Origin of the sequence: Thermogemmatispora carboxidivorans, from assembly GCF_000702505.1 — a bacterium.
In the GTDB taxonomy this organism is placed as follows: domain Bacteria; phylum Chloroflexota; class Ktedonobacteria; order Ktedonobacterales; family Ktedonobacteraceae; genus Thermogemmatispora; species Thermogemmatispora carboxidivorans.
In genome coordinates this window covers 3,451,457-3,466,664 of sequence record NZ_JNIM01000001.1, presented here as the reverse complement: position 1 = coordinate 3,466,664, position 15,208 = coordinate 3,451,457, and the positions used below count along the sequence as shown (strand labels likewise).

At 60.3% G+C, this 15,208-nt stretch carries 11 protein-coding genes and 1 other RNA gene; 4 read left to right on the top strand and 8 right to left on the bottom strand.

Going from position 1 to position 15,208, the window contains the following annotated elements:
- Positions 1-14: 14 nt before the first annotated feature.
- The 4 genes from recR to ffs all read right to left on the bottom strand — a co-directional run bounded on the left by recR (position 15) and on the right by ffs (position 3,588).
- Entirely contained in the window at positions 15-641 is a 627-nt protein-coding gene (gene recR, locus N688_RS13555) for a recombination mediator RecR (RefSeq protein ID WP_052889776.1), read from the bottom strand.
- Between the two features lie 3 nt (positions 642-644).
- Positions 645-941 (bottom strand): YbaB/EbfC family nucleoid-associated protein, encoded by a 297-nt coding sequence (locus tag N688_RS13550; RefSeq protein ID WP_052889775.1) that lies wholly within the window; start codon positions 939-941, stop codon positions 645-647.
- 12 nt (positions 942-953) lie between these two features.
- Positions 954-3,164: a DNA polymerase III subunit gamma/tau gene (gene dnaX, locus N688_RS13545; protein ID WP_052889774.1), complete on the bottom strand. Its 2,211-nt coding sequence runs from the start codon at positions 3,162-3,164 to the stop codon at positions 954-956.
- Positions 3,165-3,488: 324 nt separating this feature from the next.
- An RNA gene (gene ffs / locus N688_RS22360) (signal recognition particle sRNA small type) lies at positions 3,489-3,588 on the bottom strand.
- A 404-nt stretch (positions 3,589-3,992) separates the two neighbouring features.
- Between ffs and N688_RS13540 the strand changes: the two genes are divergently transcribed.
- Both N688_RS13540 and N688_RS13535 read left to right on the top strand, forming a co-directional pair.
- Positions 3,993-6,242 carry a TIR domain-containing protein gene (locus N688_RS13540; RefSeq protein WP_081838835.1) on the top strand — a complete coding sequence of 750 codons (2,250 nt, stop codon included), beginning with the start codon at positions 3,993-3,995 and terminating at the stop codon, positions 6,240-6,242.
- Positions 6,243-6,261: 19 nt separating this feature from the next.
- A complete protein-coding gene (locus N688_RS13535; RefSeq protein ID WP_052889772.1) occupies positions 6,262-7,728 on the top strand; it encodes an extracellular solute-binding protein in 1,467 nt (488 codons plus the stop codon).
- A gap of 137 nt (positions 7,729-7,865) precedes the next feature.
- On the opposite strand, the gene mtnP is transcribed toward N688_RS13535, so the two are convergent.
- Positions 7,866-8,738 (bottom strand): S-methyl-5'-thioadenosine phosphorylase, encoded by an 873-nt coding sequence (gene mtnP / locus N688_RS13530; protein WP_052889771.1) that lies wholly within the window; start codon positions 8,736-8,738, stop codon positions 7,866-7,868.
- A gap of 123 nt (positions 8,739-8,861) precedes the next feature.
- Complete coding sequence (gene tyrS / locus N688_RS13525; protein WP_052891498.1) at positions 8,862-10,118, bottom strand: tyrosine--tRNA ligase; 1,257 nt, start codon at positions 10,116-10,118, stop codon at positions 8,862-8,864.
- A 391-nt stretch (positions 10,119-10,509) separates the two neighbouring features.
- On the opposite strand from tyrS, the gene N688_RS13520 reads away from it, so the two are divergent.
- On the top strand, positions 10,510-10,941 hold the full coding sequence (locus tag N688_RS13520) for an Hsp20/alpha crystallin family protein (protein ID WP_052889770.1): 432 nt from the start codon (positions 10,510-10,512) through the stop codon (positions 10,939-10,941).
- A gap of 233 nt (positions 10,942-11,174) precedes the next feature.
- Here the strand turns inward: N688_RS13520 and N688_RS13515 are convergent, their stop codons facing one another.
- A complete protein-coding gene (locus N688_RS13515; protein WP_081838832.1) occupies positions 11,175-12,233 on the bottom strand; it encodes a phosphoribulokinase in 1,059 nt (352 codons plus the stop codon).
- Positions 12,234-12,508: 275 nt separating this feature from the next.
- On the opposite strand from N688_RS13515, the gene N688_RS13510 reads away from it, so the two are divergent.
- Positions 12,509-14,515: a bifunctional homocysteine S-methyltransferase/methylenetetrahydrofolate reductase gene (locus N688_RS13510; RefSeq protein WP_081838831.1), complete on the top strand. Its 2,007-nt coding sequence runs from the start codon at positions 12,509-12,511 to the stop codon at positions 14,513-14,515.
- Positions 14,516-14,685: 170 nt separating this feature from the next.
- Here the strand turns inward: N688_RS13510 and N688_RS13505 are convergent, their stop codons facing one another.
- Positions 14,686-14,994 carry a hypothetical protein gene (locus N688_RS13505; protein ID WP_052889767.1) on the bottom strand — a complete coding sequence of 103 codons (309 nt, stop codon included), beginning with the start codon at positions 14,992-14,994 and terminating at the stop codon, positions 14,686-14,688.
- Positions 14,995-15,208 lie beyond the last annotated feature (214 nt).

Sequence of the window (15,208 nt, the reverse complement as noted above, 5' to 3'; positions counted from 1 at the left end):
AGCGTTGGCCTGCTTCAGGCGCCGAGATCGAGGCGTCCCTCAATTGAGCGGCGCAAGGTCCCCTCATCGGCATATTCCAGGTCGCCGCCGATGGGCAAGCCGCGGGCCAGGCTCGTGATTTTCAATTGGCGGGGGGCCAGTTCTGGCTTTAGCTCTTTCAGGCGAGAGACCAGGTAATTAGCCGTATACTCGCCTTCGAAGTTGGGGTTGGTGGCCAGCACGACCTCGTGAATCTCCTCGTGTCTGATGCGTTCGAGCAATTCTTTGATGCGCAGATTATCAGGCCCGATGCCTTCCAGGGGAGAGAGCGCGCCATGTAGCACGTGGTAGAGACCTTTGTAGGCCCCGGTCCGTTCCAGGGCCAGAACATCCAGCGGCTCCTCGACCACGCAGACCAGCTGGCGATCGCGCTGAGGATCTTCACAGATGCTGCAGGGGTCGTGCTCCGTGATATTGAAGCAGTGCGAGCAGTAAATGATGCTTTCCTTGACACGCAAAATGGCCTCGGCCAGTCGGCGTGCCTGATCGGCAGGGCTGCGCAGCACATAAAAGGTCAGGCGCTGTGCAGTCTTGATGCCAATGCCCGGCAGCTTTGAGAACTCCTCGATGAGGGCCGCAACAGGGGGAGCCAGCTCGCTCATGGCCTAGAACAATCCCGGAATCTTGATGCCGCCTGTGAGCGTGCTGAACATCTTCTGTTGCGCCTCAGCCACTTTGCCGAAGGCATCCCTGGCTGCCGCCAGCAGCATCCCCTCCAACTCGCTGATGTCTTCGGGATTGACCGCCTCGGGATCGATTTTGACGGCGATAATCTCGTAGTTGCCCTTCATAGTGATCATGACTGCGCCGCCTCCTGCACTCCCACTAAACTGACTCTGCTCGAGTTCCTCCTGCAATTTCTGCAGACGCTGCTGGGCCTTCATGATTTCTCGCATGTTCATAAGAGAAGCTCCTCACTCGCTATTTTCAAGGTCGATGTCGACGATTTCCGCGTTGAAGGTCTTGATGACCTCCTGCACCCGTGGGTCGCTGCTTGCCCTCGCTCGCAATCCATCCGGCGGGGGCAAAGAGCCATTGCTCTGGGGTCGAGGCTCGCTGGTCGCCGGGGCTGCGTGCTCGGGTCGGTTCTCGGCGATGGTAGAAGGGTGGCTGGGAGCAGGAGGCTCCGGTGGCTGGCCTGCTGGCGCCGCATACTCGATGGAAGCCTCCTCTGCCTCGGGTCTGCCACCTCTTTCATTTTCTGTCACCGTGCCGTTTCTGGCAAGGGGGGAGAGGTTGGAAGCCTCGGGACCACCTGCCTTTGACTGAGGCTTTTCTGTCTCCGCCTCTGGGGCCTCCGCTCCCTGGTCCTGGGGGGAGCTGGCGCTGACCGGGGGCGCGAGATCACGGCGCAGCACGGCGCGTCCAAAGAGGGGCGAACCTGCTGGTTGGCCTGGAGGCAAGAGACGTACCAGGCATTTGATGCCAAATTGCAGCTCCAGAGCCTGCTCTACCGGCTTATGGCGATTACCCTGGTTGAGAAAATCAAAGTGTGGTTGATGCTCGGCCTGAATGACCACTATGGGCGGACCGCCATGCTGTTCTACGGCCACCACGTGGAAGTCCTGGAGGCAGGAAGCGGCCTTGTGGTTCTTCTGACTGACGCGGCGCCGGATGGTTTCCCAGGCCTGTTGCACCTGCTGCAGCGTCAACGTTCCACCGCTGGCTGAGGCTGCTGCCGGAGAGCCGCCAGAGAGCGGGCGAGCGCCGGAGCCGGGACGGCTGGCGGCGGTGGCTGAGGCTGGTGCAGAGGCTGGCGTTGCCGTTCCCATTGGGGCGGCTGTTCCTATAGTACTGCTAGCGGCAGACGAAGGAGGGAGACCGGCCTCGGGACGGGAGGGCCCGCTGCCCGCTGTCGTCGAGCGCGAGGGGGGTAAGAATGGGCGCAACGGGCTGGCTTCGCCGCGTTCTTCCTCACTGCGTCCTGCAGGAAGGGATGGCGACGCTGGGCGTGCGCTGGGAGAGGGGGCAGGCGACATGGCGCTTTGCCCGGCGGAGCCAGTGGCTGGCAGCAGGATCTCACCCGTTTGGGCGCGGCGGCGCAGCTCCAGGCATTCCAGGAAAGCCAGTTCCAGAGCCAATTGAGGTGTCCCCAGGCCCTTCTGAAGCAGCTCGTTCTGGGCGCAGATGCGGGCGAAGCCTGTCAATTCCTCCAGCGAGAAATGGCGCGCCAGCTCCTGGATCTGGCGGATCTCTTCATCGCTGCGATCCAGAATCTCCGCCAGGGAGGCCCCGGCGCGGGCCAGCATGAGGGCGCGCCAGTACTCCACCACCTGGGCATTGACCTGGCGTAGGTCGGCCCCATCCTCGGCCAACTGATGGATCAGGTGGAGACCTGCAGCGCTCTCGCCTGCCGCCACTGCCTGCACCAGCTTCTCGATAGCCTGCGGGTCGGCCACGCCCAGCATCGCCTGCACCTGAGCCAGCGTGACCCGCTCTCCCGAGTAGGCAATCGCCTGATCCAGCAGGCTGAGGGCATCGCGCATCCCACCAGCAGCGGCGCGCGCGATCAGCTCGGCGGCTCCCTTCTCCAGCGTCACCCCCTCCTGGCTGGCGATATAGTGCAGGTGCTCCACAATTTGGCGAGTTGTGAAACGCTTGAAATAGAAGCACTGGCAGCGCGAGATTACCGTGGCCGGCATCTTATGCATATCGGTGGTTGCCAGCACGAAGATTGCATGCTCCGGCGGCTCTTCCAGCGTCTTCAGCAGGGCATTGAAGGCCTCGGTCGTCAGCATATGGGCCTCGTCGAGGACATAGACCTTGTACCTGCCGGAGGTAGGGCGGACCATGACCTTCTCACGTAGCTCGCGGATATTATCGATGCCGCGATTTGAGGCGGCATCGATCTCAATCACGTCGAAGGAGGTTCCAGCGGTAATCTCGCGGCACTGCTGGCACTCATTGCAGGGCTCGCCGTTGCGGGGGTGCTGGCAATTGATGGTCTTCGCGAGCAGGCGGGCGGTAGTTGTTTTGCCAGTGCCGCGGGGCCCGGTGAACAGGTAGGCGTGGGCCAGCTTGCCGCTGCTGAGGGCGTGTTTCAGCGTCTCGACAACGGCCTCCTGGCCAACCATCTGCTCGAAGGTCTGGGAACGCCACTTGCGATAAAGCGCCTGTGAACTCATATGCAGTATCCTCGTGCGGATCGTCCCCTCTGCAACCGACCTCTCAGCCTGCCGCTCCGGGCATACTTCTCACAAATTCCAGCAAGAACGGCTCTGGCCTGGCTATTCGGGCCTGGTGGTGCTGGTGCTGGTGCTGATCCAAATCGAAGCAAAGAACCAGCCAGGTGGGCCTGCACGTCATGTCGCGTCGCGCCGACAAGGGCAACATACCGCGGAGCGGTAGAGGTGGTGCCGTCGGGCGAAGGACAGAACGGATGCGCGTGTGAGGCAGACGGAAGCGCCAGACAGACAGAAAACCGGCCTTCGCCCGGCCCTGCCGCTCAGCGCAATCAGGCAACCCTGCGACACCCAGAGAGGTCCATTTACCGTTGCTTCCTCACGGACCTGGCGGGGTTCACAGACATCTGCCGCGCAGGACCCAATTGCGCCGAGCGGCAGGGCGGGGAGAAAACCGGTCTGTTCCGCTCGTTCTCTCTTGCAGGATCTGCCTTCGCGGACCAGTGCTTATTGTACACCTGTCCCAGGACTCTTGTCAAGATTGATAGTGGGTGAGTGGCGTCCCAACATGGGAGGCATGACTCTGGCCGTTCGTGAGGTGCTTCTCTCTTTGCGTGCTCGTTGCCCTGCTGCTGAGCTGGTTTGCTTGCTGCTCAGTCCAGGAGCGAGCTGGCCGCTGTTACAGTGTAAACTTCACCATGACTCTATGGAAAATAAGACGATCTTCTTGTACAATGAAAGATATTGGAATCAAGGATGTCTCGTCCGCGCTGACCCGCTGCCGGGCCGGCCTACCGCTGCGTACTGCTGCAAGGCTGCGGAGGTCCTACTATGGGAGATCAGGGAAGCTTATCCTCCGGGTTGTCTACCGCTGCCCTTTCACTTCGCCCTGTCCTCTGCTATGCTCAGGAAGATAGGGAGTTCGCCAGCCGGTTGATCAAGCACCTCTCTGCGAACCAGATCAGCGTGAGTGATCTCCCTAAAGAGTTGCCGGCTGGCCATGACTGGCGTGCTGTGTTGCGGCGGCGCATCGGGGAGGCGAACCTCGTCATTGTCTTGATCGGTCCCGACTTTCTGCAAGATCATCGGTTTGAACTGCAGCTGATCGAGGAGCGCTTGCCGGCGAACGACTGGAGATTTATCCCCATTCTGGCCAGAGAAGTTCCTCGTCAAGGCATACCGTTGCTCGAACGTTGCCAGCTCTTGCCACGCTCTGAGAAGGCGCTGGCCTCTCTGAAAGCGTCTCAGCGTGATAAGGTGCTCAAAGAAATCTCCGAAGAGATCAGGATGCTGATCGAGCGCAGGCCAGCGCGTCAGTCGCTCCAAGGTGGGGTATCGGCGTTTGCTCGTGAAGAAAAATCGGCGCAGGTGCCTGTCTTGCCGCGCGAGCAGACGGCTGCCGTAGAAGGCGGATCTGGGGCTACAGCTGAGATACAACCAGCCCTTCCTGTGGAGAGCAGGAAGCGCTGGAGGCAGTTCGCCGCCTGGAAGGTGGTGGCTCCGCTCGCTCTCTTCATCTTATTAATATGCAGCGTCTCTATCGGCTATCTGGCTCTGCGTACCTCTCGTCCGGCAACTGAGATCCGCACGGGCAAGATTGCTACGACGATTACAGCCTGCAGCCGGACAGGTATGCCTGGCGCAGTGGAGCTGACTACTGAGCTGGTAGCTGGCGATTGTGTCGGGATCAGCGTCGGGCAATCGGTCTTTGACCAGGGCAATGGTCTGACAGTCAGCGCCAAGCTGCAGGCGGCGGCACTCCTCAGAGCGGGCCGTATGAGCCAGGCTCGGACCTACTTTCTGCTGGCTCGTAGAACTGATCCCACAGATGCCGAAGCTGGTATCTATAGTGAGAACCTGCTCTACTTCTCTCAGCCGCATCTCTCCCTGCTGGTGGGAGTACATTTCTCGCGTCGAGGGGATCTCTATGCGCAGCAGGATGCCCTTCAAAGTCGAGCTATTCTGCAGGGGGCGTTCGTCTATCAAGAGGAGTATAACAGCGATCAAGGGCATCGGATGAAGCTGGTCCTTCTCATCGATAATAGTGGCTATAGCGCTGAGACGGCTCTGGAAGCTGCCAGGCTGACTCAGAAGTGTCTCCTGGCGAAAGGGCTGGATGCTCTGGCATTGATTGGCTGGCCATTCGGGCTGGCAGGGGATGATGTGGTGCAGGAAGGTATGAGCAGCGACCTGCTGAAGCTGCTGTCGAATATGCCGGTTCCCATTGTTGCTTCGGTCCCGACGGATCTGAGCGGCCTGCTCCCTAACTTTTTCAGCGTTGTGCCCTCGCTCCAGAGCGAAGCCGCCGCCCTCGTGGCCTATATGCAGCATATTGGAGCACATAATCCTGATGTCATCTATGATGAAAATCTACCTTCTGCCCAGGCCCTGGCTCATGATCTGCAGAGCCTCACCAATCGTCAGCAGCAAGTCTATCCTTCCCAGGCGTACACCGGTGACTCTGCCGGGGGGATACAAGATAGCCTCAAGTTCATCACGCGCACGAACGATGCACTTGTCTTTATTGGGGCGGCCCCCAGCGCTGTCATTTTGCAGAAAGCCCTTGCCTCTCAGCGCTCTTCTCATCTGGTCGTCCTGGGGACAGACATCCTCTATCATTATGTGGATCTCCTCTCAGCTAGAGATCGCGCGGCTCTGGTCGGGCTGCATTTTGTGAGCTTTGCCTACCCCGATGAATATAGTTACTTCCTGCCTGACAAACGGCTGCCGGCCTTCTTTGCAGACTATCTCAACGAATTTAGCCCGCCGGGACAGAGCGAAGGACCAATCACCTATGGCAAAAGTCGCGAGGAGAGCGAAGTGATTCTGTCCTATGATGCGCTCACTGTGGTCTTCACCGCCTTCCAGAGGGAAGGGCCGGGGAGCACGCTTCTGCAGGAGCTGAAGAGCATCAGCCCGGCGCTGCCGGTGCAGGGGATCAGTGGTCAGATCGCTTTTGGTCCCGATGGCTATCCCATCGATAAAGCGGTGCTCGTCCTCAAAATTGTCCCTGGGCCGTCTCCCGCCCAGTCCGGTCCCTATACCGAGCAGGAAATGCTCATCAGTGGGCGCTATAGCTAATTCTCGCAGGAGCCAAACCATGAAGCAATTGCCGCAGTTGCCGGGCCTGAGCGCGAAGCTCGAGCAAGGCTGGAGCCGGCGCCAGCTTTTGGCCGCGCTCGCTGGGGGGACGTGGTCCCTGCTCTCCTCGTGCATCTCCGGTAACGTTTCCCAGCCGATCATGGGCACCTGTGTCTCGCAGGTTGCCCTCTGCTCGCCGACGGGAGGAGTCGACTCCTCCTCACCCACGCAGATCTTCTGGTCCTCTGAACCGGACCCCAAAGGGATCTTTAAAACGCTGGTTGACACCTTCAATGCGTTAGGCTTTGGAGTGCAAGTCACCTTAGTGGCTCAAGAAAACAGCACTGACGACTATCACCAGTGGCTACGTCAGCAGCTCAAAGCGGGTCGAGAGGCCCCGCAGGTCTTCTCACTCGATATCATCTATACTGCCGAATTTGCAGAGCGGCACTGGCTCGTTTCTCTCGATGAGCTGCTTTGTCAGAGCGATGGCGAGCAGTACCTACAGACGGCTCTTACCGCTGCCAGCTATCCCACTACTGGAGGGCGGCTGTGGGCCTTACCTCTCCATAGTGATGTAGGTCTGCTCTTCTGTCGCAGCGATATTCCCTATGCTACGGGCGAGAGCCTGCCGCCTTCATCCTGGAGGCAGCTCAGCGCGATGGCCCGCGAGGCGCAAGCCAAACAGTCCGTCACTGCTGTTCTCCCAGGCTGGGGATATCTTTGGCAGAACGCTCGCTATGAAGGGCTTGTCTGCAATGCTCTGGAAGTCTTTTCAGGTTACGGCGCTCAGCTGGTCGCTGAGAGCAGTGATCAGCAAGACAGGCGGCCAGCCTATCAGGTGGTCGTTGAGCGCTATCGAGATCAATTAGAGCAAGCCTTGAGGGACATGGTCTCGTGGGTCCAGGGTCCGGGCGCCATTACCCCGCTGCAGTCCCTGGAGAGTACTGGAGGCATGCAGGGACTGGATGAGCCGTTGACGATTGCTCACTTCAATCAAGGGATTGCAGCCTTCATGCGCAACTGGCCCTATGCCTACAACCAGCTCGATGTCCGTGGGCTGGGATCGCAGGTTCATGCCCACCAGGTAGCTGTCTATCCCCTGCCAGGAGCAACCCGCCCCTGTATCGGCGGCTGGCAGGTGGCTATCAATGCTCACACCCCTCTGCGAGAGCAAGCAGCCGCCCTGACCTTTGCTCGCTGGCTCCTATGTGATTCCGCCCAGAAAGCCCTCGCCGGCAGCCAGAACTACCTGCCGGTCCTGAAGGCCATTTATGACGATCCTGAGCTGCAAGCCAACCTGCCCTTCTACAACGGCCTGCGGGAAATGATTGAAGAGCGCGGGCAGTTACGTCCGCGCCTGACGCAGTACGCGCAATTTTCCAGTGCTGTGCAGACAGCAGTCTACAGCGCCTTGCGGGGCGAGCACAGTCCTGCCGAAGCCATTGCCCTGCTAGAGAGAGATCTCCATGCCCTCCTTGGCTAGGGTTTCAGACATCAGCAGAAAGTCGGGAGCAAGATGGAGCGCGGCCTGCGCTGCCAGAGGATTCGCTGGCGCCAGACTGTCGGACAGAGAGCGAAGCAAGCAGGCGAGCGCTCCGAACAAATGCAGCCACTGGCTGGCTACAGATACTTCTCGATCAGCAGGCGATACCTCTCGCGGACTGCCTCGGGAATAACGGCGCGGTCGGTAATGATGGCCGAAGCCAGCGCCTGGGAGCAATCACAGCTCGCCGTGCTGCGGTCGGCAGGAATCTTACTGACCAGGCGGCGCAAGATGCGCTGCGCATTCGTCACATTCGCATTCAAATTCTGGACCACCAGCTCCACCGAGACCGACTCTTCGCTCTCGTGCCAGCAATCGTAATCGGTCACACAGGCCAGGGTCGCATAGCACAGCTCCGCCTCGCGGGCCAGCTTGGCCTCGGGCAAGGCTGTCATGCCGATAATGTCCATGCCCCAACTGCGGTAAGCCAGAGACTCCGCCTTCGTTGAGAAGAGGGGACCCTCGATGCAGACATAGGTCCCGCCCTCATGGACACGCACATCGCCGAGTTCGCGGGCGGTCTCCAGCAGGAGCTGGCTCAGCGTGGGACAGAACGGCTCAGCGAAGGTGCAATGAACCACCAGGCCACCCTCGAAGAAGGAGTTCACGCGGCTCTTCGTGCGATCGAAGAGCTGGTTAGGAACGACCAAATCGCGGGGGGCAATGTGCTCGCGCAAGCTACCGACTGCGCTCACCGAGATCACCCATTGCACCCCCAGGCTCTTCAGGGCCCAGATATTAGCGCGCACCGGGATCTCGCTGGGGCTGAGGCGATGGCCCCGTCCGTGGCGCGGCAGGAAGGCCACTGGCACCCCTTCCAGCTTGCCGATGGTGATCACATCGCTGGGGGGGCCAAAAGGTGTCTCTACCGCCACCTCTTCCAGATCGGTCATTCCCTCCATACGATACAGTCCACTGCCGCCAATCACCCCAATGGTTGCCTGTGGCATAGCGATCGCATTCCTCCTTGCAGGCAGAAATCATCAAGTCAAGTCAGGTCAGGTCGAGTCGGTCCTGAGCCTTCCAGCGCTGGCTGTGCTGGCAGGCCCGCGCCATCTTCGCTTCGCACTTTCTCAAGACTGGACTGAAGAAGAGGGAGAAGGCGAAGTAATACGCAGATAGCGCAACTTGCCGACTTTGAGTACGGCGCCCTCATTGGGAGGCACCATGAAATCGGGTGTCTCGATCTTTTGGACCTCACTGGTAGCGCCGTGGGGGAAGAGGCTGACGCCACCCTGCTGGATCAGGCGACGGGCCTCGTTGCGACTGGGAACGAGCCTGGCCTCCACCAGCAGGCTCACAATATTGACCGGCTCCGTCAGCGGATACTGGGGCATCTCCTCCGGTAGCTGTCTTTGGGAGAACTGGCGAATAAAAGCTTCCTCCGCTGCCTGAGCGGCCTCGGGACCGTGGAACTCGCTCACGATTTCGCGGGCCATGCGGCGCTTGACTACCATTGGGTTAAGTGTCCCCTCGGCCATCTTGCGGCTCATCTCTTCCAACTCCTCGTCGGGGACATCGGTCAGCGTCTCAAAGTAGCTCCTCATCGCCTGATCGGGCAGCGACATCAGCTTGCCGTACATATCGTTGGGTGGAGCTGTCAAGGCAATGTAGTTATTCAGCGATTTGCCCATCTTCAGCTGGCCATCCAGGCCCACGATCAGCTGAACCGTGAGAATCTGCTGCGGGGACTGGCCGAAGATTGGCTGCAGCTCACGCCCCACCAGCAAATTAAAGGTCTGATCGGTCCCGCCGATTTCCACATCGGCGCGCAGCGCCACTGAATCGTAGCCCTGCAAGAGGGGATACATCAGCTCCGAAAGAGAGATCTCGATGCCGCTGTGGAAACGCTTGGCGAAATCGTCGCGGGCCAGCATCTGGGCTACCGTCTTGTAGCTGAGCAGACGCATGACATCGGCCAGCGTGAACTGATCGAACCATTCGCTCTGCCAGCGTACCTCGGTCTGCTCGCTATCGACGATGCGGTAGAACTGGTCGAGATAGGTAGCGGCATTGGCCTTGACCTGCTCGGCGCTCAGCGGCTTGCGCGCGTTCTCACGTCCGCTCGGATCGCCCAGGCGGGCCGTCCAGTCGCCGATCACCACCACGGCCTTGTGGCCCAGGCGCTGGAACTGGCGTAGCTTACGAAAGACCACCGCATGCCCGATGGTCAACTCATAGTGGCTGGGATCAACGCCAAGCTTGACCCGCAGCGGCTCCCCACGGTTGCCTTCCAGCAGCAGGCGCCGCAGCTCTTCCTCTTTCTCCACCAGTACCACGCCGCGCTTCAGCACCCGCTCGATCTCAGCTGGCTCTGGTGAGTGCTTCACCGTCACGTCTTCTGCACCCTTCCTCTTCTGACTGATTTGGTGAGATGAGATGACTTGCGTATTGCCTGCATTGTAACAGAAAGCGCGGGTGGCGTCGAGAGGTTGAGTTTGATAAGACTACTATCAACTTTTCTAACAGAATTCTTATAGATTGCAAACGTTGCTCTAATACAGAGCGCGCTATACTCTAAGACGAGAGACAGGCCCAGCCTGGGGCCAGGCCTCCCGATGGCTGGCCTGGTCAACGAATGGACTGGGGGTCTGTCAGAAGCAACGGATGAAGAAGATGTGAGCGAGAGTGGCCGCAAGTTCTCTGAGACGGAGACAGCATTGTTTGAGTGGGGAACAAGCGCAACGCTACAACGTCGATGAAGGAGGTGTCTAGAATCCTATGCCGGATCTGACCCGCTACAATCCGTTCCAGGAGATGATTTCGCTGCGTGAAGCGATGGATCGCCTCTTTGAGGAGAGCTTCATTTCGCCGCGCACCATTCTGAGCCGGGGTGTGGCCTCAAACCTCTACGAGACCAAGGACGACTTCATCCTGCAGATTCCCATGCCGGGCGTCAAGCCGGAGGAAGTTGAGATCACCGCGCAGCAAGACACGGTCTCCGTCAAGTGGGAGACCAGGCCTGTTGCGCCTGAGAATGCCACCGTGCACTGGCGCAACTTCGGCGAGGGGCAGTATCAGCAGTCGTTCACGCTACCTGCGCCCATCAATCCCGATCGAGCCGAAGCCAGCTATCAGAATGGTATCCTGACCCTGCGCCTGCCCAAGGCCGAGCAGGCTCGTACGCGCACCGTCAAAGTCAACGCTCGCTAAGCCGAACAAGGAGAGCAGCGACGCAGCAAGGCTGGCCCGCCATCTCCCTTCCCGGGTCCTTCTGCGAGTTCCAGGCCAGGGAGAGGAGAGAAAAAGGCGCAGACCAGCCTTGCTCTTCTTCTTCTTCTTTCTCAGAGCGTCAGAGCTGGCGGGGTTTCGCCGGAGCACCTGCTCACTCACTGTGTTTCTCCGACCGCCAGTGGCTGGCGCAGGCTGGTCCTGACTGACCTGGCCTACGAGCGTTGCTCCGGCTCCCGTTCGCGGCCACCGCAGTCCTCCACTGCCTCCCCCGTGGCAGCGGAAGCTTCCTGGCCGCTTGCATCCTCGTTCTCGGCGCTCTGGTGCAAGCGATGGCGCGCACTAATAATGTGGTAGAGAATAATGAGCTGTGTCAGGGCCAGCGGATCGCTCTGGCGCAGCACATTCCCAACGTAGAAGCGCCCGAGCATACTCAAGCGCTCTGGGCGCAGGTGGTTGATCTCCTGCATATGGGCCCAGATACAATTTTCCAGCTCACAAGCCTTCTGATGGCTAATATCGCCGTCGATCTCCAACACATCGCGCAGCACCCCATCGTAGACCTCCTCCACCAGGCGTAAGGCGGGCTTACGCCCATTGTGGGAAGCCTCCAGCACATCGGAGAGATCGATTTTGGGGGCATGCTTCGCCTCGATCAGGCGCACATCGAGATGTGCCAGATCGCGTGTGCGGTAGTACAGGCTGCCACGATAGAAACGAACGATGATATCGGCAAAGCGCTTTTGTGGCTGGATATACAGGCGGCTATCGCGGCGGCGCAGGGCGATCTGCTCCCGCACCTGCTCGACGGTGTAGCCCCGAGAAGTGCTATCGCGCATAATCTTCCACTGTTGCTGGAGAGCGGCCTCGGGGTCGAGATAAATACGCACATGAGAGAGGCGGCGTAGCTCGGGCGTAAAGAGGGCATGGAGGCCGTGAACGAAAATAATCTCCGCTGGCTTCACCTCCGCAGGCGGGCCAAAGGTGCCCGTGCGGTGATCGTAGACCGGCTTCACGATTGTCTCACCGCGTGCCAGGCGCTGCAGGTGCTCTGTCATCAGCGGAAAATTATTGGCGCACGGATGAAGGGCGGTGATGCCGGCGCGCATGCGTGCCGCGCGATCCAAGGTGTGATAGTCATCGAGGCAAAGATGCGTCACGGAATCCTGGCCGAAAAGCTGGACCATTCCATCTGTCAGAGTGCTCTTCCCTGAGCCGCTATCCCCGCAGACCGCGACGATGAGAGGCTTGTAAGCTGTCTTCTGTCTCTCCATGAGTTAGCCACTGATTAGCAGGCAAGCAGGCAGGACAAGACGAGATACTGCTGCCTGGCATCTGCATGCTCTGAACACCATCCGTTCCACCTCGCTGGAAGCGAACCTTTCCCAAGGGTTCGCTGGTTAAAAGTATAGCATATCTCGCCTATCTCGCGGCCAGCCTGCCCTGTTCAGGCGCATCGCTCTGGAAGAAGAGGCCAGGGAGGGAGTACAATAGAGGGACAACGAAGCGAACTCAATTGCCAGTATTGCCGGTGGAGTGGTCTCTTATTATGGAACACGTATTGTTGGAGCGACTGCAACAGGGTCCGTTGCTCTGTGATGGAGCGATGGGAACCCTGCTCTACGCGCGGGGCGTTCCCTACGAGCAATGTTTCGATCTGCTCAACGTCACGCGCCCGGAATTGATTCAAGGTATCCATCGCGAGTACATCAGTGCCGGGGCCCAGATTATCGAGACCAATACCTTTGGCGCCAATCGCCTGCGTCTGGCTGCCTATAGCCTGGAGGATCGGGTCCGCGAGATCAATTTTCAGGGGGTGCGGCGGGCGATTGAGGCGCGTGAAATCGTTGGGCTGCCGGTCTTTATCGCTGGGGCTATCGGACCGAGCGGCCAGCCGCTGCAGGCGCCCGAGAGTGGGCGGCTCAGCGAGGTGCGAGCGGCCTTTCGAGAGCAGATCGAGGCTCTCCAGGAAGGGGGGGCCGAGCTGCTGATTTTAGAGACCTTTACCAGTCTGGCCGAACTGCGTCAGGCCATTCTCGCCGCCCAGGAAGTTGGTGGGCTGCCGATCGTAGCTCAAGTCAGCTTCTACGAAGATGGGCGCACGCTCTCCGGTCAGTCGGCGGCCAGCGTTGCGCGAGAGCTGCATGACCTGGGGGTCGATGTGATGGGAGCCAACTGCTGCGTTGGGCCGGCGATGACCCTGGAGGCCCTACACGGCATGATTGGGGCCCTTGACGAAGAGATCCAGGCCGCCAACCGGCAGGGAGAGCGTCCTCCCCTCTTTTCGGCCCAACCCAATGCTGGCCTGCCGACGCGCATCGGCAACCGCTTCTTCTATGTCTCGACGCCCGACTACTTTGCCGACTATGCTCTACGCTTTGCCCAGGCCGGGGTACGTCTCATTGGGGGCTGTTGTGGCACCACACCGCGCCACATCGAAGCCATGCGGAAGGCTCTCGACGCTCACTATGGACGTGGAGCGACAGCGGCGAGCCAGAGCGAGGGGACCGGGCAGCAGAATGGGACGTCGGTAGCCTCTCAGGGCCAGGGGGACAGCATGGCGGCCTCCTCGGTGATTCAGGTGCGCGGCGAGCGTCGTCCTCCCATCGGCACGCTGCCCGAGGAAGAGGTCATCCTGCCCCAGGAAGGGAGTAAGACGCGCCTGCAGCAGAAGCTAGAGACAGGCGAATTCGTCATCAGTGTTGAGTTAGACCCGCCAATGGGCCTCAATCCCTCCAAGATTCTGGCCGGAGCCGCCCAGCTCCAGCGCGATGGGGTCGATTGTATCAACATTGCCGATAGCCCCCTGGCTCGCGTGCGCATGAGCTGCATCGCCCTGGCGCGTCTGATCCAGGATCACCTGGGCATGGAGACCATCATCCACTTTACAACCCGTGACCGCAACTTGATGGCGCTGCAGGCCGAGCTGCTGGGGGCCCATGCCCTGGGGCTGCGCAATATTCTCGCTCTGACAGGCGACCCCCTGCGTGTGGGTGACTATCCCAATACCACCGGGGTCTGGGATGTCGATTCGGTCGGCCTGATCCGTGTTCTGCGCGGGATGAATGAAGGGCACGATGCGGCAGGCGGCTCCATTGGCGCCAAAGCCTCCTTCCATATCGGGGCTGCCCTCAACCTCAATGTCAGCGAAGAGGAGGCCGAGCGCGAGATCGAGAAATACTATCGCAAGTTGGAGGCCGGTGCCCACTTTATCATGACCCAGCCGATCTATGAGCTGGCTCCCCTGGAGCGCTTTCTCGAGCGCGTGGGCAAGCCGCCGGTGCCTGTGATTCTTGGTTGCATTCCCCTCCATAGCTGGCGCCATGCCGAGTTTCTCCACAATGAGGTAGCCGGCGTCACCATTCCTGAGCGCGTGCGCGAACGCATGCGCGCTGCGGGCGACCAGGGCACGGAGGAGGGCTTGCGCCTCGCCCAGGAGCTATTGATGGAGGCGCGCGAACTTGTTCAGGGGGTGTATCTCCTTCCTTCCTACCGACGCTATGACATTGTAGGCCGCCTCACACGCTTGCTGCGCGAAGCGCCGGCCAGCGCCTGAAATCATCGGCAGCCTGGTGGGAGCAGGTGCCGCAGCAGAAGAGCGAGCGCCAAGGCCAACCCCAAAAAGGGCACGGTGGTGCGAGGCCTCCCTCAGTGTGCCAGACACCTGAGTCAGCGGCTCGCACCACCCGCCCGCAGGTTCAGGCGTTCCTCCCGCCGTGCTCGTGCTCAGGGGGTGCTGGCGGCCTCGCTCTCATAGACGAGACCATCGGGACACGGCTGGGCTGGATAGCGCTGGAGATACTGACGGCTTGTCCCTGGAAGGAATGGCCCGCCGGGCAGGTGCCAGCCGTAAGGACGTGAGACCACGCTAATGCGGGGGAGGACGAGCGAAGCCGCCAGCCGATAACGATCTCTGATATAGCGCTGCAGGATATCGGCCAGTTGCTCTTCGGCCTCGTAGAGCGTCTCCGCGTAGATAAATGAATGGACAGTACGTCTTCCGATGGTGATGTGACCAGTGTAGAGCGTTCGCATGGGCTTGCCTCTTTTACCGGGGGCGTGTGCAGGCCATGCACAAGGGGCCCTGAGCGCCAGCGCCACTGCGAGCAGCACCCGGGGGGTGGTCGCTGGAGGCAGTAGACGCTAGTGAACCTGTGCCGAGAGTGAGAATGGTGGAAGAAGCTGACCCAGGCGTCTACAGGTAAGCCTGCAGGCAGCCTGTGAGAACGACAGGCGCAGCTGCCGGGCT